This window comes from Vibrio sp. 2096 (assembly GCF_033339595.1).
GTDB lineage: Bacteria > Pseudomonadota > Gammaproteobacteria > Enterobacterales > Vibrionaceae > Vibrio > Vibrio alginolyticus.
The window spans coordinates 364,685-386,470 of sequence record NZ_JAWOUX010000002.1; the positions used below are offsets into that span (position 1 = coordinate 364,685).

28 protein-coding genes are annotated in these 21,786 nt (G+C 43.4%); 21 read left to right on the plus strand and 7 right to left on the minus strand.

Annotated elements, in window-relative coordinates; translation table 11 throughout:
• Window positions 1–157 precede the first annotated feature (157 nt).
• Window positions 158–1,093 (minus strand): hypothetical protein, encoded by a 936-nt coding sequence (locus tag R7Q41_RS04915; RefSeq protein ID WP_318112978.1) that lies wholly within the window; start codon window positions 1,091–1,093, stop codon window positions 158–160.
• A gap of 252 nt (window positions 1,094–1,345) precedes the next feature.
• Between R7Q41_RS04915 and R7Q41_RS04920 the strand changes: the two genes are divergently transcribed.
• Together R7Q41_RS04920 and R7Q41_RS04925 are read left to right on the plus strand one after the other, a co-directional pair.
• The gene (locus R7Q41_RS04920) at window positions 1,346–1,588 is read left to right on the plus strand and encodes a hypothetical protein (protein WP_318112977.1); all 243 of its coding nucleotides are present in this window, start codon (window positions 1,346–1,348) and stop codon (window positions 1,586–1,588) included.
• Between the two features lie 59 nt (window positions 1,589–1,647).
• A complete protein-coding gene (locus R7Q41_RS04925; RefSeq protein ID WP_318144381.1) occupies window positions 1,648–2,568 on the plus strand; it encodes a serine protease in 921 nt (306 codons plus the stop codon).
• Window positions 2,569–2,619: 51 nt separating this feature from the next.
• Here the strand turns inward: R7Q41_RS04925 and R7Q41_RS04930 are convergent, their stop codons facing one another.
• The 6 genes from R7Q41_RS04930 to R7Q41_RS04955 form a co-directional block, all read right to left on the minus strand.
• Window positions 2,620–2,925, minus strand: a complete 306-nt coding sequence (locus R7Q41_RS04930; protein ID WP_262601712.1) for a helix-turn-helix transcriptional regulator — start codon at window positions 2,923–2,925, stop codon at window positions 2,620–2,622.
• Window positions 2,926–2,990: 65 nt separating this feature from the next.
• Window positions 2,991–3,149 (minus strand): hypothetical protein, encoded by a 159-nt coding sequence (locus R7Q41_RS04935; protein ID WP_020333055.1) that lies wholly within the window; start codon window positions 3,147–3,149, stop codon window positions 2,991–2,993.
• Window positions 3,124–3,525 carry a hypothetical protein gene (locus R7Q41_RS04940; RefSeq protein WP_025632644.1) on the minus strand — a complete coding sequence of 134 codons (402 nt, stop codon included), beginning with the start codon at window positions 3,523–3,525 and terminating at the stop codon, window positions 3,124–3,126. Before R7Q41_RS04940 ends, R7Q41_RS04935 begins: the two co-directional genes overlap by 26 nt.
• Window positions 3,522–3,764, minus strand: a complete 243-nt coding sequence (locus R7Q41_RS04945) for a hypothetical protein (RefSeq protein WP_025632642.1) — start codon at window positions 3,762–3,764, stop codon at window positions 3,522–3,524. The genes R7Q41_RS04940 and R7Q41_RS04945 overlap by 4 nt, the downstream gene beginning before the upstream one ends.
• A 154-nt stretch (window positions 3,765–3,918) precedes the next feature.
• Entirely contained in the window at window positions 3,919–4,191 is a 273-nt protein-coding gene (locus tag R7Q41_RS04950) for a hypothetical protein (protein ID WP_025766807.1), read from the minus strand.
• Window positions 4,192–4,416: 225 nt separating this feature from the next.
• Entirely contained in the window at window positions 4,417–5,118 is a 702-nt protein-coding gene (locus tag R7Q41_RS04955; protein WP_029823468.1) for a LexA family protein, read from the minus strand.
• 110 nt (window positions 5,119–5,228) lie between these two features.
• Between R7Q41_RS04955 and R7Q41_RS04960 the strand changes: the two genes are divergently transcribed.
• From R7Q41_RS04960 to R7Q41_RS05050, 19 genes are all read left to right on the plus strand, one after another.
• Window positions 5,229–5,423, plus strand: a complete 195-nt coding sequence (locus R7Q41_RS04960) for a YdaS family helix-turn-helix protein (protein ID WP_318144382.1) — start codon at window positions 5,229–5,231, stop codon at window positions 5,421–5,423.
• Between the two features lie 68 nt (window positions 5,424–5,491).
• Window positions 5,492–6,040, plus strand: coding sequence for a toxin YdaT family protein (locus tag R7Q41_RS04965; RefSeq protein WP_029823470.1), 549 nt, complete (start codon window positions 5,492–5,494; stop codon window positions 6,038–6,040).
• 59 nt (window positions 6,041–6,099) lie between these two features.
• On the plus strand, window positions 6,100–6,231 hold the full coding sequence (locus tag R7Q41_RS04970; protein ID WP_255201246.1) for a hypothetical protein: 132 nt from the start codon (window positions 6,100–6,102) through the stop codon (window positions 6,229–6,231).
• Window positions 6,228–7,013 (plus strand): hypothetical protein, encoded by a 786-nt coding sequence (locus R7Q41_RS04975; protein ID WP_225472808.1) that lies wholly within the window; start codon window positions 6,228–6,230, stop codon window positions 7,011–7,013. Before R7Q41_RS04970 ends, R7Q41_RS04975 begins: the two co-directional genes overlap by 4 nt.
• Window positions 7,010–7,741, plus strand: coding sequence for an ATP-binding protein (locus R7Q41_RS04980; protein WP_308391638.1), 732 nt, complete (start codon window positions 7,010–7,012; stop codon window positions 7,739–7,741). Before R7Q41_RS04975 ends, R7Q41_RS04980 begins: the two co-directional genes overlap by 4 nt.
• A complete protein-coding gene (locus R7Q41_RS04985) occupies window positions 7,742–8,323 on the plus strand; it encodes a hypothetical protein (RefSeq protein WP_308391639.1) in 582 nt (193 codons plus the stop codon).
• 272 nt (window positions 8,324–8,595) lie between these two features.
• Window positions 8,596–9,171 carry an SLATT domain-containing protein gene (locus tag R7Q41_RS04990; RefSeq protein WP_308391640.1) on the plus strand — a complete coding sequence of 192 codons (576 nt, stop codon included), beginning with the start codon at window positions 8,596–8,598 and terminating at the stop codon, window positions 9,169–9,171.
• The gene (locus R7Q41_RS04995; RefSeq protein ID WP_308391641.1) at window positions 9,164–10,486 is read left to right on the plus strand and encodes a reverse transcriptase domain-containing protein; all 1,323 of its coding nucleotides are present in this window, start codon (window positions 9,164–9,166) and stop codon (window positions 10,484–10,486) included. The genes R7Q41_RS04990 and R7Q41_RS04995 overlap by 8 nt, the downstream gene beginning before the upstream one ends.
• A 3-nt stretch (window positions 10,487–10,489) precedes the next feature.
• Window positions 10,490–11,839 (plus strand): putative phage abortive infection protein, encoded by a 1,350-nt coding sequence (locus R7Q41_RS05000; protein WP_308391642.1) that lies wholly within the window; start codon window positions 10,490–10,492, stop codon window positions 11,837–11,839.
• A gap of 196 nt (window positions 11,840–12,035) precedes the next feature.
• Window positions 12,036–12,242 carry a hypothetical protein gene (locus tag R7Q41_RS05005; RefSeq protein WP_318144383.1) on the plus strand — a complete coding sequence of 69 codons (207 nt, stop codon included), beginning with the start codon at window positions 12,036–12,038 and terminating at the stop codon, window positions 12,240–12,242.
• A 77-nt stretch (window positions 12,243–12,319) separates the two neighbouring features.
• Complete coding sequence (locus R7Q41_RS05010) at window positions 12,320–12,607, plus strand: hypothetical protein (RefSeq protein WP_318144384.1); 288 nt, start codon at window positions 12,320–12,322, stop codon at window positions 12,605–12,607.
• On the plus strand, window positions 12,573–13,031 hold the full coding sequence (locus R7Q41_RS05015; protein WP_054729836.1) for a hypothetical protein: 459 nt from the start codon (window positions 12,573–12,575) through the stop codon (window positions 13,029–13,031). Before R7Q41_RS05010 ends, R7Q41_RS05015 begins: the two co-directional genes overlap by 35 nt.
• 41 nt (window positions 13,032–13,072) lie before the next feature.
• A complete protein-coding gene (locus tag R7Q41_RS05020; protein ID WP_025766795.1) occupies window positions 13,073–13,258 on the plus strand; it encodes a hypothetical protein in 186 nt (61 codons plus the stop codon).
• 585 nt (window positions 13,259–13,843) lie between these two features.
• On the plus strand, window positions 13,844–14,800 hold the full coding sequence (locus R7Q41_RS05025) for a tyrosine-type recombinase/integrase (protein WP_318144385.1): 957 nt from the start codon (window positions 13,844–13,846) through the stop codon (window positions 14,798–14,800).
• A 448-nt stretch (window positions 14,801–15,248) separates the two neighbouring features.
• Window positions 15,249–15,692 carry a terminase small subunit gene (locus tag R7Q41_RS05030; protein ID WP_318144386.1) on the plus strand — a complete coding sequence of 148 codons (444 nt, stop codon included), beginning with the start codon at window positions 15,249–15,251 and terminating at the stop codon, window positions 15,690–15,692.
• On the plus strand, window positions 15,658–17,763 hold the full coding sequence (locus R7Q41_RS05035; RefSeq protein ID WP_318144387.1) for a terminase gpA endonuclease subunit: 2,106 nt from the start codon (window positions 15,658–15,660) through the stop codon (window positions 17,761–17,763). The genes R7Q41_RS05030 and R7Q41_RS05035 overlap by 35 nt, the downstream gene beginning before the upstream one ends.
• Window positions 17,757–18,284 (plus strand): hypothetical protein, encoded by a 528-nt coding sequence (locus tag R7Q41_RS05040; RefSeq protein ID WP_140350767.1) that lies wholly within the window; start codon window positions 17,757–17,759, stop codon window positions 18,282–18,284. Before R7Q41_RS05035 ends, R7Q41_RS05040 begins: the two co-directional genes overlap by 7 nt.
• Window positions 18,284–19,843: a phage portal protein gene (locus tag R7Q41_RS05045; RefSeq protein ID WP_318112966.1), complete on the plus strand. Its 1,560-nt coding sequence runs from the start codon at window positions 18,284–18,286 to the stop codon at window positions 19,841–19,843. The genes R7Q41_RS05040 and R7Q41_RS05045 overlap by 1 nt, the downstream gene beginning before the upstream one ends.
• Complete coding sequence (locus R7Q41_RS05050) at window positions 19,809–21,782, plus strand: phage major capsid protein (protein ID WP_318144388.1); 1,974 nt, start codon at window positions 19,809–19,811, stop codon at window positions 21,780–21,782. Before R7Q41_RS05045 ends, R7Q41_RS05050 begins: the two co-directional genes overlap by 35 nt.
• The last annotated feature ends 4 nt before the right edge of the window (window positions 21,783–21,786 follow it).

Genomic DNA, 21,786 nt, shown 5'->3' on the forward strand with positions numbered 1-21,786 from the left:
GGTTTAGCATTATTACATGGCTGCTCATAGGTGTTTATTCTATCGCCTTAAATTTCTAAAACAGCGATGTAGACTAATTGAGCCGTTATTTTCTCGAACTATTTGAACTATTCTGAGCAGACTTAACGCAAGCCTGCTCAGAGTGAAAAGTAAAGAGTTACTGTATTTTTTTTATCCCTTCGAGAAGTGTTTTAACGTGATAGCCACTCACAGAGATAACTTGTTCTCGAGTGCCATAGAACTTTATCTGAAAACCATTTGGATTTTTTTGTAGCATAGATATTGGTAATGTAACTCCAACAGTTTCAGTTAATGAACAACCAAAACTACCACTGCAATCGACATCAGTATCGATTTTAGTTAACTCATGCACTTTTCCGTCTTTTGTACGGGCAGTTCGGATGTGTCCCCAATTATGCAAGAATAATAGGTCAGCATAAACTTGAAAGCTTTTAGGTTTCTTCGTAAGAGTGCTATTGGACCAAGTTCGTAAAAGCATTCTATCTTGATATTCGGTTTTTATTGTAGATGAATCATCAAATTCGTCTGTGGTGATGATAGGTTCGTAGCTTGCTTCTTTTACATTTTTTGTACCGTAAGCATATGCTAAGTCTTGTGCGTTAAAGGGTGTTTTATCAATTTTTTCAAAGCTTCTTTTTTCAATTAACGCGTTGTAATTCACATGACCTTTAAACCATAGAGCAGTACTACAGCCCTCAAACATTACTGCAGTGTCTACGTTACTAGCAAAGGAATAGTCTTTACCTTGAATGTTGAGTACTTTAGGGTAAGTGTTGATTGCTGTTGCTCCCGGTTTTAGATTCCCGGAAAACTTAAATTTTTTACCTTTTAATGTTTCACCAATATTGCTTCTTCCTAAGTACCCTTGATCATCTTCAAAATAAAGAGAAAAGTATTTTGGATCACCTATGTACGAGAACTCTGATCCGGGCATACTATCGTATACGCAGTTTTTAACCTGCTGTGAGTCAACACTTTTGGTAGGTACCATCGTCGATTCGGTTGCTTGCTGAGTCGTCATACAACCTGTCATAGATGCTGTTAAAGCAATCACAATTAATTTTGTTTTCATGATGAATAGAGCCGCCTTAAATTTTCTATTTATTTGGTTAACGTAAGTGCGATATTTTAGCAGTTTTAGAGACTAAATAGATGTGATTTGTATCAATCCGCACACATAGCAATTTGTTTTATAATATCCATTAGGTGTGGTACTTTTACTTTGTTGAGTTGAGTGCTTAATGTCGTTGCAGAGGCTTAGGTATTACGTTGTTCACCCTTTAAAAGGCATTACTTGTTTCGAAGTATTGATATTGGAGTTGCAATGAAAGTAAAAGAACTACAAGAAATATTGGCTAAATTAGATCCCGAATTACAGGTAATTTTGTCTACAGAAGATGAAGGTGTTCTTGAAAATCAAGAGATATTCAAGTTATTCAACATACAAGACGTGAGCGTGATTGATGCAGAACCAACTCGCGATGCATACCGTAATCCAACGCTTATAATGGGAAAGTCTGAAGGTTCTGTGAAAATGGCTATGGTCAATATAAGTGGGGATTTTTAGCATAACCTCTCAGTGAAAAACTACAAAGTTGAATGTAACTATAGTCATAGAGATAAAAAATGAGTGAATATATAAACCCAATTGAGCAATTAATTCATAGTACTGTCCGTATCCAATGTGAGGATGACAAAGGTCAATGTTCTTTTGGTAGTGGCTATATTTTTAACTTCCATGTTAAGGACAATCAAGTCGTTCCCTGTATAGTCACCAATAAGCACGTTGTCTCTGATTCTAGAAAAGGAAGCTTTAACTTTACACTGAAAAACGAGGATGGAAGTCCCAAGTTAGGAAGTCATGAATTGATTACATTGGATGAAAGCTCCCAATATTGGTGGCCTCATCCAGACCCGAATATTGATTTGGCTATTATTCCAATTGGTCCAATACTCAACCAAGCAAAAAAAGATGGAAAAAACTTCTACTATGTTCCCCTTGCTAAGTCATTACTTGCAGATGAAACTTTGTTGAGTTCATTACCTTCTATGGAAGAGGTTGTTATGATCGGCTACCCCAATGGTATTTGGGACGCTAAACATAATCTGCCAATTATTAGACGTGGAATCACAGCAACTCACCCCAAGTTGCCACTAAATGGAGAGCCACAGTTCCTTATTGATGCAGCTTGTTTCCCTGGTTCATCAGGGTCACCTGTATTCTTAGCTAACATTGGTAGTTATGTTCATAGTAGTGGTGCGTTAGTCCCTGGTCATAGAGTTGCTTTACTTGGTACATTATGGGGTGGTCCACAGCATACTACATCTGGTGAAGTAGTCGTCGTGGAGGTGCCGACGGACTCTAAGGCAATTTCAATTGGGAAAATACCGATCAATTTGGGTTATGTTATTCACGCGTCAGAACTGCTAGCTTTTGAAAAAGTAATTGAAAACTGTCTAGGTAAAATACCATCCGTTCCACGAAATAGTCCGTGTACTTGCGATAGCGGGAAAAAATTTAAAGATTGTTGCGGGCGCCTTTCGTAACAAGTCGTTTAAGAGAGTTCTGCGAGTCTATTAGTGTTGCTTGAATGCCCCCTAAACCCCAGCCTTAAAACCACCTTCATGCTCTACCCATTCCATTACCGCTGCGCGAATCCAACGCAGCGGTGATTTGCTAATTGGCTCTGGGAAGTTGCGGTTCTTGCGCCAGGCGATGATGGTGGTTCTCTTTTTATTGAAGAAATCTAACACCTCTTGATGGCACATGATCTTGTTTGAAGATTCAGGATAACGCTCTACGTCATAAACAGGCTTTTCTGTTTCTTTCGCAGATTCAACTATGAAAGCGGGGGCAGAGTAGGTAAAGCTCATAGGTGATGTATTCAGGTTAGAGTAAGTCATTGCACAAAGCTCCTGTATCTTGTTAATCGTAAACCGTGGTCAATCGGTTGTGTTGGTTTAATGCTTTAGTTCTGGCGAATGCCTAAATAGACAGTCATTTTCTTGCCGTTGATTTCAATCTCTCCAAGGTCGACTTCGTTGACCGCGTAGTCACTCAGCGCGGTTTCATCTACCATGTCGTCAAATTCTTCCTTGGCCTTAACTGCCACTTGGTCTGCTTTCATTATATTTCTCCGTTGGCTGATAAATACGAACTCGATTAGCGGTGTGCCAGCAAGTCGCGTCACCTTTAAATAAACCGCCTTCGCTTAACTTTGCGCACCCTTCGGGCAGCTGTTCTCTGCACTTAGTGCATTTCCCCAATTGCGCTTTAATCACTGTAATTTCGTTATAAACACGATGGATAAGTGACTGAAGCGCTTCTTCCTTGGTGTACGGCTCAGCAGGGTAGGCGAAGAACTGACAGATTTTCTCTAGCTTCGCCTGTTCCTGAGGGTTCAGAGATACGCGCAAATCTTGGTTATTGTTGGCTTTGCGCTTATCTCTATACTTTTGAGCGCGCTTGGCGTTTTGTTTACGTTTGCGCTCTTCAGGTGTCATTTTATTTTGCTTTTTCTAGTGCGTTTTGGCTTCTTAGGAGAGAGCATCTGTTTAGCTCTGGCTAGGCATTCATCGAACACTTTACCTTTGGCAAATCCAGCGGTATTACGATAGTGATCGATTCCGCGCTCAACGGCTCGTTTAATGTCGAGTTCTTCATGGCCGTCTTGCTCTAACAGAGAAGTTATGTGTTTACCTATAAATGCCTCTTGGCTGTTGCGGTAAGTTAAAATACTCATTGCACATGTCCTATTGGTTGTGGGGTGAATACCCGCAATCAGCCTAAATCCTTGATATTGGTGGTCAGCCGGATATATACTGATTGCGAGGCGTAAGTCTCATTGCACAAAGAACGCCCCTGTTGGTTTGGTCACCGATAGGGGTTTTCTCTTTCTAGTGGGGTAGCGTTCTCGCTTCTACTGCGGCTTGCAGGCTAACCAGCTGGCTGAATAGCTCTTGCGCCTTTTCAAAATCTTCTTCGTTTACGTGAATCTCCAGCCCTTTAAAGTCTTCGGCTCCTTCAAAGATGGAAGTCGCAGCGATACGGAGCGGATCATCCTTACTTAGCTCAGCTGTCACTTCTTCAAACTGATGGCTGCATACATTGAGTAGTTGCAGGTTGTTCAGCAGTTGATGGGTTTGGTCTAACGTCATTGTTTTCATCATTAAGCTCTCATTGCACAAAGTTCTCGGGAAACCGATTGGTCAGGTCGGCTGGTAAACTTAAAGTACATAAATAAAGTAAATGTACTTAGAAAGTACATTTACTTTATTTGGATAAAATGTACTTGTAAAGTTATTTTTGTTTTTGAGTACAAAAAAACCGCCTGCTATGAGGCGGTTCAATTAGAATTATTTGTATGGGAAGTTCTTTAGACGACTATATGCTTGTCATAAATCCATTATTACTTGTTTGACGTATCCAACGATACGGCAGTTACCGTTGATTGGAATTGGGTCGTATTTAGGATTTAGAGGTACAAGAAATTTATTAGGTCCGTCAATTTCAAGTTTCTTTATAGTGGCTTGCGGCGCATCGTTTAAAGTTGCAACGACTATCTTGCCATTATCGGGACAATTGCAAGGCTCTACTATTACGATGGAACCATCAGGAATGCTGGGAGATCCATAAGGGTTTGTCATTGAATTTCCAGTAACCCTCATTGCGAACGCATCTGCGGACGTATTCACTGATATTGTTTGCCATTCGAACTCGGTATCCGCATCAATAATGATACGAGCCCACTCGCCAGCTTGTACTTCAGTGAGGATCGGAACTGCTTTTAACTTGCTTGTGTCAATAAACTCTGAGTTATCACCCAGTTGCTTCGCTATGTTTTCTGTCGCTTCTTTTTGAGATTGTGATTCGCTTTTCGGATTATGGTCTACGTCTAGCCAGCCCTCAGGCTTATTAAAGCACTGTTCAATGTGTCGAGCCATTCGCGGACCAATTTCAGTTGTCGCGCCTTTTCCCATAAATCGGCTAACTTGTGTCGATGAGCGATCTATCTTATCTGCAAACGCAGCGTAGCTTCCCAGTTGACTGGCAAGTTCTCGCGCATTTTCTCTTCTGATCTCTTCGGCAGTTTTCATAGCGTCACTATATTACCACAATTTCTGGACAACCTATCACATGTACGAAATAAGTACATGACCTTGAGAGTTCATAATTATTGTGTATTATGTACTCGGGAGGTACTTTTATGTACGCAAATTACTGGCGTCAACTCAACGCGAATCAACGTGAAACTCTAGCTAACCAACTAGGTACAAATGAAGACTACTTGCGTCAGGTTTTGTATGGCTACCGAAAAGCAGGAGCAAAACTAGCGAAAGAAATCCATGAACTAACTAATGGTCAGGTGAGCAAGAGCCGTTTAAGACCAGATTATTTTTAAGTTTATAGCACTTTTACATCGCAAGATGATTTAGGAAATTCTGTACAAACAACCAGTAAGGAAAAACCATGAACAATAGTTTTAAAAGCGTTATGCGTAACGCGATAGAAAGCTGGCGCACTGAACTGAGTAAAGAGTGTATTGCTCACCGTGTCGCGAGCTTATACCACAAACTCGATCTTGAACATGAAGTCGATGCTCAGCGTAAAGCTCTGCTCAAAGTGCCAGGTGCGGATGACAAGAACAACGCGCAGAACTTTTTCCGCTATGTCGAGCGCACCAGCGTAGAGGCCAAAGCCACGATGATGGATTTGTTACCTGCGGTGCTTAAGGCGATGCCTGCCAAACGCGCAAGCGACATGCTTAACCAATTTCTTAACCCGCTTGGGTTCTCTGTCACTTGCATTGGTGCGAGTGATGCAAACTTAAGCCGAGATTTGCTCTTGCATAACCACAACAAAGAAACATCTGAAGCATTCCGTGCGGTGATCTCTTTAGGGGAGAACGCGAACATTGACCAGCTGCGCGATGCGTATCGAGAAGTTCAAGAAGCTAAAGAATCTCATGCGCCACTTCTGGAATACCTTGAATCGTTAATGGCGAAGAAAGCTGCCTAATCAAAAGCGTAGTGGCTGACCACCACATAACACGCATCTAACTAGGAGAACTTTGTGCAATGAGCCTTAGCTTACAGAACTATCACGGCTGTTATATATGGGTGGCCAATAACGGTGTTTGTCGTTTCGTCGTATCACGGACTAAAGCGATGGAAATCTTTGAATCCATGAAAGCGGGGACGGCGGTGTGATTGAGTATTTGGATAGACCCATCGCTTTTCATCGATCGTTTGTGAAGATGGGTATTGGTATCACGGGCGCATTAATGCTTAGCCAGAGCATTTACTGGAGCCGAAGAACGAATGCTTCAGGGTGGTTTTACAAAACTCAGGAAGAGTGGCAAGACGAAACGGGCATGACTCGAAGAGAGCTTGATACTGCACGTAAAAAGCTGCGTCAGTTAGGTATTTTGGAAGAGAAAAAGCAAGGTGTTCCTTGCCGAGTTTTCTACCGCATTAATGAGCCAAACTTGATTGCACAAATGGAGCAAACTGGTTTGGCGGAATGCGCCAAACTAGAACGTACAAATGCGCCAAGCAGTGCTGTACCAATCAGCCAAACTAAAACAGAGACTACACAGAGATTACCAGAGACTACTACAGAAAAAGTAAACAAAAAGTCTCCCATCACGGGTAGTTTGGTTCCTGAGGAACAAATTCCAGCCATGCTCGATCACGATGCTTGGGCTGAGTACCTAGCATTCCGTAAGCGAATCAAAAAGCCTTTCAAAACTGAGCGGGGCGAGCGCACCAAAATGCTCGACTTGCTCAAGCTCTCCCAGAACGTGGTGAGCATGCAGCGCCAAATCATTGAGCAATCCATCGACAACGAGTGGCAAGGGTTGTTTAGCCTTAAATCGTCCTCGCCAAACTCGAAGCTAATTCCGGTGGAGCAGTTTTCAGACCAAACCAACCCTGATGATTACGGACCACCTCAGTGGTTCAAAGACCGCCAAAACGGAGGTGACCAATGAACAGCTTTTTCCAAAAACTGCAGCAAGCGATGCCTGAAAACGTTGTGCCGTACACGCCAGAGCAGATGGCTCAACTTGCTCAGCAGGAAGTCGAGAAGCAAAGCCATGCGGTGTATCAGAACTACCAGCAGAGCAAAGTTCAGGATTTACTTGGTCGCAGTGGAGTAGGCAAGAAGCACTTGAAGTGTCGATTTGCCAATTACGTGACGGAGAACCTAGGTCAACGTCAGGCGTTTAGTGTTTCTCGCCGTTGGGTTTCTGAGTTCTTGGAAGGTGATGAGAAAAACTTTGTATTTTCTGGCTCGACAGGAACGGGTAAAAACCACTTGGCTTGTGCAATGGCGAACTCGTTGATGACGCGCAATCGTACAGTGTTGGTGATTACGGTCGCTGAGTTGATGATGAAAATTCGCGATAAGTACAACCGACAATCGAACGTTACAGAAGCTCAGTTTCTGAAGTATTTAGCTCAGGTCGATTTGTTGGTGTTGGATGAGGTTGGGGTTCAGCGAATGAATGACCACGAGGCGATCATGATTAATACCATCATCGACTCACGCTACACCAACGAGAAGCCAACCGGCATTCTGACTAATCTGAAATCTGATGATCTGACTCAGGTTCTTGGCGCTCGTGTTATGGAGCGTTTGTTGGAGAGCTGTGAGTGGGTGAGCTTTACGTGGGAGAGTTTTCGCAAGCAGGTGAGGAACAGCAAGGAGGTAGCATAAATGCGACCAGAAACGTTATTGGCTAAGTTCGATTTAAAAGGCATAAATTACCAACAGCAAAAGGGCGGCAAAGGGATATTTTCTTTGGAAGACCAGCTCGGCATGGTGGGGATTACCTGGAAGGAATCTCCAGTCGGTTTTCTTGTTTTGTTTGTAGAGTTATTGGATAACGCGCAATCCCGAAGAGCATTGGAAAAGGCGGTACTCGCGGAATTGTATACGCTGACCGATGACTGGCGCGGTCAAAAGAGTGAAGCCGCATTCGCAGCCATTGTGCGCGCAGCTGTGGAAGAAGCGATCACACCGCAAGGCCGTATTTGTTCTTGTTGTGGCGGAAGCGGGAAGTACCGAGCCCCAAACCGCCACTACCGAAAGTGCATGCATTGCAATGACGGCCGAGTAGCGTGGGACTTAGAAAGCCGCTTCGCCGCAATGTGTTCTGGTAGTTTTGTTTGTACGTTCTCAGTATTCAAACGCCAGTACCATCCCGTCCTCGATGGCCTAGCAGATTGGCTAGCTGCTAAGCGCAATGCTGCGATGTTGGCGCTAATGGAGAGGATAGAGAAGGAGAGGGTGGATTAAACCGTTATCGCTTACTTGTGTGGAGAATAGCATATGCATTTGATTTATATTATTGATTGATCTAATATCTCCTAGCTCTTGACGGGACTGAGGGAGTTATCTCTCAGTTTGCTTACACTCATATGTGAAGCAAGGTTCGACTTAAAAAATTAAGCGGGCAAATCTAATCTCTACACTTATCGTGTTTGGTTTAAACCAAGATACCTGCGTTAGCAGGCATGTTATCTAATGTTATCTCAACCCGTCGGGAGCACCTAATGAGGGAGAGGAGTGTGAAAGACTTAGTAGAATCTCAACGGAAAAGCTTGAGAAACCAGATATGGTTTACACGAAAAACTCGAATTAGAACGGCTGAAAGGCTTTTATCTAACCAGTTTCATTCCAATGTGATTTTAATTTGGTACTCGTTTTTAACATTTGCTATTTCTATTTATGCCCTCGAAAAGCCTAACTTTATTGGTCAGGATCGAGATGTCATCATGACTATTGCGACAGGCGCCGTATTCTCTCTATCTCTATTCTTGCCCCAGCTAGAGCTTAAAACACGTTATAAAAATGTGAAGAAAAACTATATAGCTTTACATTCACTTTATGTTGAGTCCGCTTTCTGCGCTACTAAGGATGATATTATCAAAGTACAAGAGCAGTACTCTGAACTTCTTAATGCTGTAGAAAATCAAACTCGGTTAGACTTGTTATACTTTTTACAATTTGATGCAGCTTCAGATTGTTCAATGAAAAATGATTTCTTTGATACGTTGAGTGTATACCTCTACCTTGTAATTAGAACTTCGGCTATAACACTAGCGTATACACTACCACCTTGGCTTATTATGTATTATGTCTAATAATAAATTTAAAGAGGTCTTTAATAAAGAATCTCTTATTGATATCTATCTGAATTATATCCATTATACAGCATCAACTGGAGTGGATGGAACATCTGCTAATGACAAGTATGACTATGAAAAAGAAATTGAGCTTATATTAAAAAAGGTAGAGAGCGGTAAATATAAGTTTAGTAGGTATAAAGAAAAGTTAATCTCTAAAGGTGCGGGGAAAAATCCTCGAGTAATATCAATTCCTACTGTTAGAGACCGTATTGTCATAAAAGCATTACATATATATCTACAGAAAATATTCCCAGAAAGATCAGATACACTAATTCCTCAAGTGATGCTTGAGAGAGTCAAAAATGACATTGCGAATTATAAATATAGTCATTATGTCAAAGTGGATATCAAAGAGTTCTATCCAAGTATTCAACATGAAAAGCTGTTAAGTGTTATTTCAGAGCACTTAGACTCAGAATTTGCTAAGTTTTTATTAGAAAAAGCAATTAAAAATCCAACAGGCTCTTTATACCCAAAGCAGGGCGTCCCTCAAGGTCTAGCTATATCAAATATACTAGCGGAAATTTATGTTGGAACTATAGATGATAAGTTTTCTAGTAGAGACGATATATCTTACAGTAGATATGTAGACGATGTTCTTATATTCTGCGGTAGTACTTTCCAGAATGCTAAATCCTTATTAGATGAAATAATAGAAAGTTTTGCTGATATTGGTCTTACTTGTCACCCTTATGATGAGTTAGGTTCAAAAACAAAAGTTGGCGCACTACATGAATCTTTCGATTTTTTAGGATACTGGTTTAATAATAGAACCTTGTCGGTTAAAAAAGAGTCAATAAAGAAAATAGAGCATTCATTAGCCAAAATAATTCATGCTCATAAGTACATACCGCAAGCAAAATCATACATTACACAATATAAATTAAACCTCAGGATTACTGGTTGTATATACGAAGGTAAGAGACGAGGTTGGATTTTTTATTACTCTCAAATGGATGATGAAAAAATACTGTACAAGCTAGATTCAACAGTTAAAAAAATGCTTGCTCAAGCAAAGCTAGAAAATGTAATCAAACCGAAGAAGTTTTCTAAAGCATACTATGAATGCAAACGTGATATCTTAAAAAACCACAAGTACATTATCAACTATGATGGTTACAGTACTTCACAGAAAAGAGAGCTGTTAGCACATTATATGGATGCAGAAAAAATCAAAGCTCTTGATAATAATACTGTTAACTCAATTTTTTCTAAAAGAGTTAGGCATTTAATTAAAGACCTTGAAGAAGATATTCGCGATAATAGTTAAATTATGAATTATAAAAATTTAAAGTACAAATCTTATGAGGGGACAGTAGTTCTGCGTTCGGATTGGAAATTCGAAGGAGAGGTTATTGGTTTAACAAAAAATAGAAAATATTTTGGTAAGGACTTTAACGAACTAGAGGCACAGTTCAAAAATAAAGTTGACTATTTTCATGAGCAATGTGCCATGTTAGGAGTAGAGCCTGAACCACTAAGGAAGCGTCAATCACCTAAGTTACCGTATTTGGTTTTATTCTTCAGTGCTATATTTTCTATGAGTTTACTTTGGTGGGTATATACAAACGAGTTTCCACTCCCAAACGTGGTTAGTGAAGTTAAAGTAAAGGCTGACTGGTACGATAAATCAAGCTCTTTTTTTAACAACTTTTCTGCTCCAATTTTGTCTTTCTTCTCATTTATCGGGCTGCTATTTACCATTTATCAGCAGAACCGCAGTCATCGATTATCTCTCAAAGAGTTATCTTTAACTCGTGAAGAGTTGGAGTTAACACGAAAAGAGTTTGCGAAAACAACTATAGCGAATGAAAAACAGGCAAATGCATTAGACCAACAAGTGAAAGAGGCTAAGAGCGCTGCGGAAGAGCAAAGGACTTTGGCTACAGAACAGCGTTTAGCTACTCAGATACAGCAATTTGAATCCAGTTTTTATGCGTTGCTTTCAGAACATAATAAAGCGTTGGGTGAGTTAGTTAATCGTACGGATAGTACGGATGATGATGCTTATATTCAGGTCAAGGATCTATTCGAGATGTCTTTTAGGCAAGTTACCGCAAAGATAGATAGGAACGTTCAACTCTGTCGGTACTTTCGAATGCTTTATCAATTGCTTAAGTTTATTGCTACTAACCACGTTGATAATGGCAAAAGAGATTTTTCTAACGAGTATTTGCGTTGTCCAGCACTGGAACAAGAAAAAAGGTATGCTAGCCTAGTGAGGTCTATGTTACCGCAAAATATTCTTGGCTATCTAGCTGTGAACTCATGTATTGGTTTTGAACCTACACACGCTTATCACAAATATTTCCTTTTAATTCATAGGTATGCGTTCCTTGAACATTTGAATGTTGATGGAGAACTTACGTTTAAACCTAAAGTAGAGTTGTTAAATGACGGTAGAAGTATTTATCTAAATGCTATGTCCAACGTGCTTAAAAGCTATAAGGGTGAAGCTTTTGGCTCAAATGACACTATTGAACGCTTAGATAGTCGGTTAATGTCAATGATTAATGACAAGCACCAAGTATGTGTAGCTATTGGTTTAGGTACGCCTGAGAGTGTTTACTATGTTCTAATGGAGAAGCATTTACCAATAGATTCTCCTCTATGGAGTCCTTAGGTCCCCTGACATTATTTCAATATATAGTGGGTGAGTGTTGACATTCACTCCTAAATGGCGCACTCTTTACAGCATGCAAAACCTCGCCAACTCGGCGGGGTTTTTGTTTTTATGTCACGAAACAACAATCATCATTTGCCGATTGTAATAATAATGCGGTTTCATAACGTGTTTACTTTATCTATATGGAATAGTTATGGCGGTTATTAAAATTGTTGGTGCAATAGTTATGCTTGTTGTCATGGGAATTTGTACATTCTCATTTGGAGCTCCTGGGTTCGTTATCGCTTTGATACTGTCAATCTTCTTGTCTTGGTCAATCAGCAAACGTGAAAAAGAAGCTATTGAACGCCAGAGACACGATGAACTGATGCAAGCGATGAAGAACCAGTCTGGAGAGTAGCTACTTTTGCACGTGTAAAAACAACTATCAATTTTAAGAGCACCTTCGGGTGCTTTTTTTGTTTCTAAGAGTTCCACATGGTTAAGACATTTCTTGAAAACCTCCATGAATGGAAAGGTAGGCTAATCGCTTATTGTGGCGGCACTGGGGTCAGCGTATTCAGCGAAACCGTGGCGGCTAAGGCCCAACAATCCAGTGAATTGGCTACCAGTAGCCCTGATATCACCATTGCCAATTTAATTTCTATCGGTGGTCTTGTCGTTGTAATTGCGAGGCTAATTTTTGATATCTGGGTTCATTTCGATAAGCGTAAACAGGGGAAGAAAATAGGTGGATGCAAAGCAACTGACCGAATTGGTCGTTAGGCCGACTTTAAAGCAGCTTGGCTTGTATAGTGCATCGGCAGAGCAATTGGTGGTCGGCACTATCTTTGTTGAGAGCAGAGCCAAATACCTCAAGCAAATTGGTAATGGTCCGGCTCTGGGTATCGTTCAGATGGAACCTGCCACTCACGACGATATTTGGCAAAACTATTTGTCTTATCGTGCTGAGTTGAAAGAAAAGGTAAGCCAGCTCGTAAAAGAAGGTACAGCACAGGAACTTATCACGAACTTAGCTTATGCGGTGGCGATGTGCCGAGTGCACTACTTGCGCGTTCCTAAGTCTTTACCTAGTCCTGGTGACATTCCTGCCTTGGCACGATATTGGAAGACGTATTACAACACACATAAAGGAGCAGGAGAGGTCTCCGACTTCATCGATAAATTCCCGAAAGACATACTGAATTAGAAGCGGCCTATAACGGCCGCTTTTTTATTGGAGCTAATACTATGAAAGTTTTCTTGTTTACCTTCTTTAAAAGCTTGCTTGGTTACTGGGCTGCAAAGCTACTCAGCCCTGAATCGGTGACTGAGCTGCTTATCACGATTGCTGATGCTCATGCCAAAAACACCAAGACCGACACGGACGATCGCTTGATTGATATTGTGAAAAAGCACCTTGGTAAAGAGCAGTAACCCCATTTTCACCACCAAGAGCAAAGACGTTAACGATTTGCAATGTCGTCGAGCATTGCCAGGCTTCGGCCATTTAGTAACAGTGCTTACGGTGGTGACCCTATTCCTAATGTCTTCACGGACATGCGTTGGTGCCTCGCTGTTTCTCTGTGTTAGCTATGACCATGAAGTAACCTGACCCGTTGCTTAATCCTTAACATGAGAGCGCACGAAGAAAATCAATAAGGCTCAAGCTGAGGGGCGAAACTCCCCTTCATTACTGGAAACGTCAGCCACAGGCGAAGAAGCGGCGTGACACTGGAGAGACAGATTTAGCGGTTTAACTCTATGACTACAGTACGGTTGCGTATCTCTGATACGAAAATTAAAAGCTATTTGAAAAGTGATACTGTCACGAGGCTTAGGGATGAAAGATATGCTTTAGAGCTTCGTTTTCACAAGTCTCGCGAGAGTGCTACTTGGTGGTTGATTGATAAACGAAAGAACAACGGAAAACACGGAAAACCAAAATGGGAGCGGCTTGGACTTTGGCCTCGTTTAAGTGCGAAGGCATTGTTTGAGTTGTTACCCCAAAAGATTGCTAGGATGGCGACGGATACGGACCAAGTGGTTACAGACTGGACCTGTTTTGGTGATTGCTTGCGTTGGTATGTGCAGCATATTGAGTCGAACAAGGATATCTCTTCAGAGAGGAAAAGTGCCGTTAAATCGGTGGTCTTTAATCACTTGTTACCAGCTCTTGGGGAATTGCCTCTTACTAATATTCGTAAGCACCATATCAAGGACTTATTGGTTTGGCCGCTGCGTGAGCGCTATGAACTTAGAACGGTTAAAGGCTACTTTGCTATTTTAAAAGCAGCGTTTAATCAGGCATATCGAGAAGAGCATATTGCTTCAAACCCAGTGGCTGCGATGGTGTTTACGGACTTCATCAGCAAGAAAATTACGCCTAATGAGGGGAAAATTCAGTCTGACGATGTGAGCCAATTGCTTGATAGGTTAAAGACACACTCAGTGCAGAAGCAGGTGTTTGTGTTGATGCAGTTAGCGCACGGGACACGTATTCGTGAAACCCGCTTAGCTCGATGGAGCCATATCGATTGGGATGAGAATATCTGGCGAATCCCCGCCTGTAATGCCAAGAACGGTGAAGCCTTAATGTTACCGATGACCTGGCAGATTAGAAACCTGCTTCAGCAATATCGGCTCACTCAGAAAGAAGGCCAGAAGTTTATATTCCCGAATACGAAAGGGGATGCGCCTATCTGCAAGGATACGGCCAACACCACTTACGCAGAGTGGAGTGAAGGCGAGTTTACCAGTCACCATTGCCGTAAGTTAGTCGGTACAAGATTGACTGACCTTGGTGTCGATAAGTTCGTCCGTGAACGTATTCTCAATCACAAGATGTCAGACCTAGACCAAGCCTACATACACACGACGACAGAAGCCTTAAAACTCAAGGCATTGCAGACCTATCACAATTGGTTAGATCTGCAGGGCTTTATTTTTTTCCATGGGAAGATCGCGGGAAGATCCTAAAACATGATCATCTAGTGTGAGCTTAGAATCGATAAGGCTTCAAGCATCGCTGACCGATTTAACTCTTAAGAAAATCTGTTAATTGTGGTGATAGGTGTTTATTTGGATGTTTAGACGTCTAAATGACCAAAAAACCGAGAAAGGAGTAGAAGGGAGTTTTACTGGTTTTTACCCCAAAAACGCCTGATTTCAGCGTTTTTTGAGAGGTTGAAAATCACGGTAAAAATTAGGTTTAAAAACGCTGTTCAATTAATTCCAAGTCAAATCCCACTCACGCCTTGTCCCACAAGGGCTGCGAAAGATTGCGGGTCCTTCCCAGAGGTTCAATAACCCACGGGGCTGAGACTCGCCGATTCCGCCTCATTTTAATGTCCGGTTTTTACTCCCTTCTATCGGGTGGGTCGAGAAGGGAGTGAACCATAACGCGTAACGCTAGAAGAATGTCGCTATGGCTGAAGTAAACCGAAATGAATTTGCTCGAATTATGGGTTACTCACCGAAGTGGGTGGGCGACCTAATCAAAGAGGGCTTGCCACACCAAGGCGGTGGTGGACGAGGTAAGCCTCTAATCATTGAAACAGATAAAGCCATTCAGTGGATTATCGACCGCGAAATAAAAAAGCAAATTGGCCAGTACGAGAAAGAGCACAGTAGCCCAAAAGTTGGCACCAAAGACGGAGAAGACTTATTGCTCACTGCTGCCAAACGCCGCAAAGCTGAAATTGAAGCTCAAAAGGCCGAAGAAACAGTGATGGATTTGGGAGAGTTAGCCCAGTTCCTTTACATGGTTGGAAACTTATTTGGTAGTGAGCTGGATGGCATAGGGGCTCGAACAGCTTTAGAGGTAGCGTCAGAACATGAACCCGCCAAATGCAAAAACACAATTGACTGAGAAGCTCGACGTATACGCACTGCCACCGCTGACCACCTCAGTGCGTTCGTTGCTGAGTATCTTGCAAAACGTAGCAGAGATGATCAGAGCGAAGCCGCTGAGGAATGCTGCGCAGTGGGCGACTGAGAATAGAATTATGCCTCCGGGTTCGCCAATACCTGGTCCGTTTGATACGACTTCAACGCCATACATGATTCCTGTTTGCGTCGCGTTTGCCGACCCTGTTTATTCAAAAATCACCTTTGTTATGGGAACGCAGATGGGAAAGTCGGCCACGATGCAAAACGTGATTGGATGGCGCCTTGATGACCAACCTGCACCGATCATCTATGTGGGGCCGACTGAGTCGAACATTAATAACGTCGTTGAGCCCAAAATAATGGAGATGTTCCGAGAGTGCTCAACGCTGTGGTTAAAGTACGATGATAAAAGCCCCAAACATAAAAAGCGTATTGGGGGCGTGTCTTTGCGTTTTGCATGGGCTGGTTCGGCAACTGAATTGGCATCGGATTCTGCGGTTATCACGCTAGTTGATGAGTTAGACCGTCCTGATACCAATGCAACAGGTGAGGGCTCATTAGCGGAAATTGCAGAAGCGCGTGGTGATGCTTATATCGACTCAAAGCTTGGGTTAACTAGTACGCCAACGCATGGTAAGGCAAGTACCTATGAACACCCTGAAACAGGGATGACTCATTGGGCAGTTGCACCAAAAGGCAAAGTGTCGAGCCCGATTTGGTTGGAGTGGGAACAAGGAACTCGACATGAATGGGCTGTCCCATGCCCTGACCCAGATTGCGGTGAGTATTTCATACCACGAAGTGATCTACTTTGGTGGCCAGGCAAAGGCACAGAGAATGAAAGCTCTCCCGCAGCTGCATCGCGTGAAGCCCGTTTAGTCTGCCCTCATTGTGGGGGACAGATTGAAGACAAACACCGCAAAGTAATGAACGCTCAAGGTATTGCTATTGCTCCTGGGCAATACGCTAAGAAGTACGACGATAGCTCTGTATTAATTACACAAGGCGGTGAATCAACCGTTGTCCCATTTCATTCCATGCTTCATCCACTGGAAGACAACAACCACTTCAGTATTTGGGTGAGTGGTCTTTGCTCGTTCTCCGGTAAAAAGAGTTATGGCTATCTAGCCAGAAAACTCCTTCAAGCGCAGAGAAGCGGTGACCCACACCAATTACTCTCTGTTTATAACACAGGGTTTGGAGAAATATTTGCTGTTGTTGGTGATGCTCCTGAATGGGAAGAAGTCTACAAGCTACGCTCGACGTTCTCATCAGGTGAAGTTCCTGATGGTGTACACACACTAATTTGCACTGTGGATGTCCAGAAAAACCGTCTTGTTTATATCGTACGCGGTTGGGTTGATGGTATGTCCTCACGCCTGATTGAGTTTGGCGAGCTATGGGGGGATACCGATAAGCCGGAGGTATGGAGTGAACTAGATGACCTGATGGAGCATGAATGGGGAAACTTAAAAATCAGGCAGTGCGGTGTCGATGCAGGCTACAGAACCGATGAGGTTTATGCCTGGGTTCGTCGCCATAAAACTCGTGCACGAGCGTTAATGGGTTGGCAGAAGCTCCCCAAACCTTTTCGTGTCACTCGCGTTGAAGTTGATAAGCAGGGCAAGGTTAGAAAGCGTGGTGACAAGCGATGGGACTTTGATGCCAGCTTGGCTAAAGCGTGGGTACATAACCGTGTCCGTTGGAAACGCGGCACCGTTGGTGATTGGTTACTGCCTTCCGATGTCTCAGAAGATTACTGTAAGCAGATTGTTGCTGAGGAGTTTGATGATGAAAAAGGAGAGTGGAATCGAGTCAGCAAAGACAACCACTTTCTCGACTGTGAAGGTATGAACTATATGGTGGCCAGAATGCTACGACTTGACCGAAAGAAACCAAAACCGATTGATGATGAGGAAGAAACTCAACCTGAATCGGTAGCCGATGAGGCAGAAGAGCAGGAAGACGAAGAAGAGCGTAAGCCTGTTAAGTTGAAAAAACGCAAGCGCCGCTTAGTACGGCGAAAAGGAAACTTTGCTAAATCATGGTAATACCGACAAAGATCACTTCAGGTCTGTCGGTCAACTTCACACTCTCTTATCCAGATTACCCCGCTAGTTCTTGGGTAGCCACTATCTATCTACGTTCCGCATCCGGTAAGGCTGACATTGTCGGCACACCGGAGGGTGATGCGTTCCGATTCTCAGTACCAGCAACCGAGACAGCGAACTGGCCCGCAGAAGAATACAGCGTTGTGTTGCGTGTAACTGATGGCACCGATGTACATCAGCCTCTTACCAGCCGATTAACTGTACTGCCAGACTTGGCAGCATTGGATGTACATGACCCTCGCAGCGAAGCAGAGAAAGCATTGGCAGCTATTCAGGCTACGTTAACCAATCGTGCTACATCTGATCAGCTTAAGCTGTCGTTTGGTGGTCGTAGTCTGGAGAAGACCCCGTTGAGCGAACTGCTGCAGTTAGAGCAGCGATTTCTCAATAGGGTGAATCAGGAGAAGCGTAAGAAGTCTGGCCGAGGCCTTCTGACAGTACATAAAGTGAGGATGCGCTGATGTGGAATCCTTTTAATCGCAACGCTAAGCCAGAGGCCAAAAAGAAACGTCGCAAGACGCCATTTGTCAAATTGAGTCCTGTTTCTCGAAGCCTATTCTCGGCAGCTGATCCAGACAGAAACAATAGTACTTGGGATTCTTCACCTGTGCCCATTGGCAAGGTGATTGATCAAAAACTCGCGGTTTTAGTCGCTCGCTCACGCGAACAGATCAGTAACAATGACTATGCCCGAGGGTTTGTCCGAGAAGTTCGTAAAAATGTACTCGGACATAAAGGTATCGTTCTTCAGGTTCGGGGCAAAGAACCTGATGGTTCATTGGATACCAACGGAAATGCCGCCGTTGAGAAAGCTTTTAAAAAGTGGGGACGACGCGAAAACTGTACCGTTGATGGGCGTCTTGATTGGCGCAGAGCCAAGCGCGTTATTCTCAATACGGTAGTGGGGAGCGGTGAAGCGTTCATACGAATCGTTGAAGGCCCACATGCTGGTCCCTGGGGATTTGCTATTCAGCTCATAGACCCTCTAAGAGTACCGATTCAGGTCAACGAAAGCCGACTAGCAAACGGAAACGTAATTCGAAACGGCATCGAAATGACCCCTTATGGACGCCTGGTTGCTTACTTAGTTGAAACAAAAGCAGGTGTTTTGGCTGAAGCATTTCGCCATGGAGGTAAAGAGTTTGAACGTGTTTCTGCTGAAGACATGCTGCACGTTTATGACCAAGAGCATCCTGAGCAATTCCGTGGTATTCCATGGAATCACACATCATTAAGTCGAATGCGTAACCTTTCTGGGTTTGAAGAAGCTTCTGTTGTAAACGCCAGAGCGGGTGCTAGTAAAACACTGGTACTTCAAGCAGACGCTGATGTTTATGAACCGGATGAATCCGAAGAGTTTGAAGAGCCAGAGATTGAGTTAGAACCAAATACGGTTGTGACTTTGCCTCCAGGCTTTACTCCTGTTGATTACTCGCCGGATTTTCCTTCAACAGAGACGGCAACGTTCTCAAAGCATATGTTGCGAGGAATGGCTACAGGTCAGGGTATGGCTTACAACACGTACGCCAATGACTTAGAAGGTGTCAACCTTAGTTCAATTCGCCAAGGCAAGCTTGACGAACGTGACGGGTGGAAAGAGTTACAAGAATGGTTCATAGAGTCGGTTTGCCATCGAGTTTATGAACGTTGGCTTCAGTATTCATTACTTGCCGGAAAAGTCATTAACTCAAATGGTAATCCTATCCCAGCTAGCCGCTTAGGCAAATTCCTAGAAGCAGATTGGCAACCTCGCCGTTGGGAATGGATTGACCCTCTTAAAGAAGAGAAAGCCATTACCGAAGCTCAAGAAAATGGTCGTAAGTCCCCTGGTGAAGCAATACGTGAATCTGGTCGTGAGCCTGTAGATGTCTGGAAGGGATATGCAGAGGACATCAAGGCAATGAGAGCGGAAGGGATTCCAGACGAAATGATAGCCCAGATTTTGGGAATAAAAACCAACGGGCAACCTGCAGGAGTAAATCAAAGTGAGCAAGAAGAAGACGAAACTGACGACGAGTGATCTGATTCGTCAGGTCACAGGTCAACCTGTGTATCGAAACTACACGGTTGAGTCAGTGTATGAAGAAAACCGTACGGTTGAACTGGCTTTCTCTAGCGAATATCCAGTTGAGCGTTGGTTTGGCTATGAAGTCCTCGACCATTCATCTGGTGCAGTACGCATGGCACGTTTTGATGCTGGCGCTTCTGCCTTGGTCAATCATGACTGGGACGATCTAGTTGGTGTCATTGAATCAGCTCGAATCGAAAAGAATAAGGGCCGAGCGGTTGTTCGGTTCGGTACTAGCCCAAGAGCTGAGGAAATTTGGCAAGACGTTAAAGATGGCATTCGTAAGCACGTTTCTATTGGTTACATCGTCCATGCGATGGTTCTAGAAAGTGATACGGATGATGTTCGCACCTATCGTGTGACAGATTGGGAGCCGTTCGAGCTGTCTTTTGTCACGGTTCCCGCTGACCCTTCCGTTGGTGTTGGGCGCAGCTTAGATACAACCAAATACCAAAACCACCTGCGTGATATGGGGATCATCATCCCAACTGGCGCAACAGAAAATGAACGTGAAATTGAAAACCGGAGTGAATCCAATATGAAGACTAAAACCCTGCGTGATGCCAGTGGCCGCTTAGTTCGTGCAAAAGTTGATGAGAATGATGTGATTGTTGAGATTATTGAAGTTCTTGAGGAGTCCAACACAGAACGTCAAGCTGGTATTGAAGCAGAGCAAAACCGTGTGCGTGATATTTTAGACCTGTTCGAGCAATACGGAAGCCGTGGTGTTGATCCTAACCCTTATCTTCGAGACAAAAAGAAGACAGCTGCCGATTACCAACGCGCCTTACTTGATGCAGCGTCTGAGAATGGCGGTCAACCAGCGGGAGCACGTAGCGCAACACCAACGGTTGCAGACAGCCCAGACATTGGCTTGTCTGACAATGAAATTCGTCAGTATTCATTTCTGAACGTTCTGCGTTACCTGTCTCAGCCAACGAATGAAAAGTATCGTCGAGCAGCTGCATTTGAGCTTGAAGCCTCTGAAGCCGCAGCCGATAAAATGAAGCGTGAAGCACAAGGTATTATTGTACCTAACGATGTTCTTCGTGCAGCTGCGCCAGTAAGTGCTGGTGGTTCCGGTAGCAACTTGATTGCTACTGACCATATGGCGGGTAGCTTCATTGATATGCTCTATAACAAATCAGCAGTCATGAACTACGCAACTACGCTAACAGGCCTAGTCGGTGATTTATCTATCCCGACTCAAGAGGGGGGCGCTACGGGCTATTGGCTTGGTGAAGATGTAGATGCAACCTTATCTGAAATCACCTTTGGTGAGCGTGGCCTACAAAACCGTACTTGTGCTGCGCTAGTAGAAATGACTCGTAAGATGCTGATGCAGTCTTCACCAGATGTTGAGATGTTGGCTCGTGCGGATATTGCTAAAGCTCTGGCTCTTACTATTGATAAAGCTGCCTTGTACGGCACTGGTGGTGATCAACCGCTTGGTCTTGCAAACATCACGGGTGTGAACGGTGTAGATTTCACTGCGGTTAATCCGACGTTCCAAGAAATTGTAAACATGGAAACAGAGATAACGGCTGACAATGCTGATGTTGGTTCCATGCTTTACATGATGAACGCTACTGGCCGTGGTCACTGTAAGACAACTCAAAAGTTTGCTAATACCAACGGCTCACCTATTTGGGAAGGGGGTAACACTGTAAACGGCTACGGCACGCACATTTCTAACCAGATCAACAACGGTGATTATTGGTTTGGCGTCTGGTCCGAAATGCTGATTGGTTTGTGGGGAGGCCTAGACCTGACTATTGACCCATACACTCATAGTGCGAAAGGGCGCTTGCGTGTTGTTGCATTCCAAGACGCTGATGTAACTGTTCGCCATCCTGCTTCTTTCTGCCTAGGTAAAAAACCAGCAGCCTAATCAA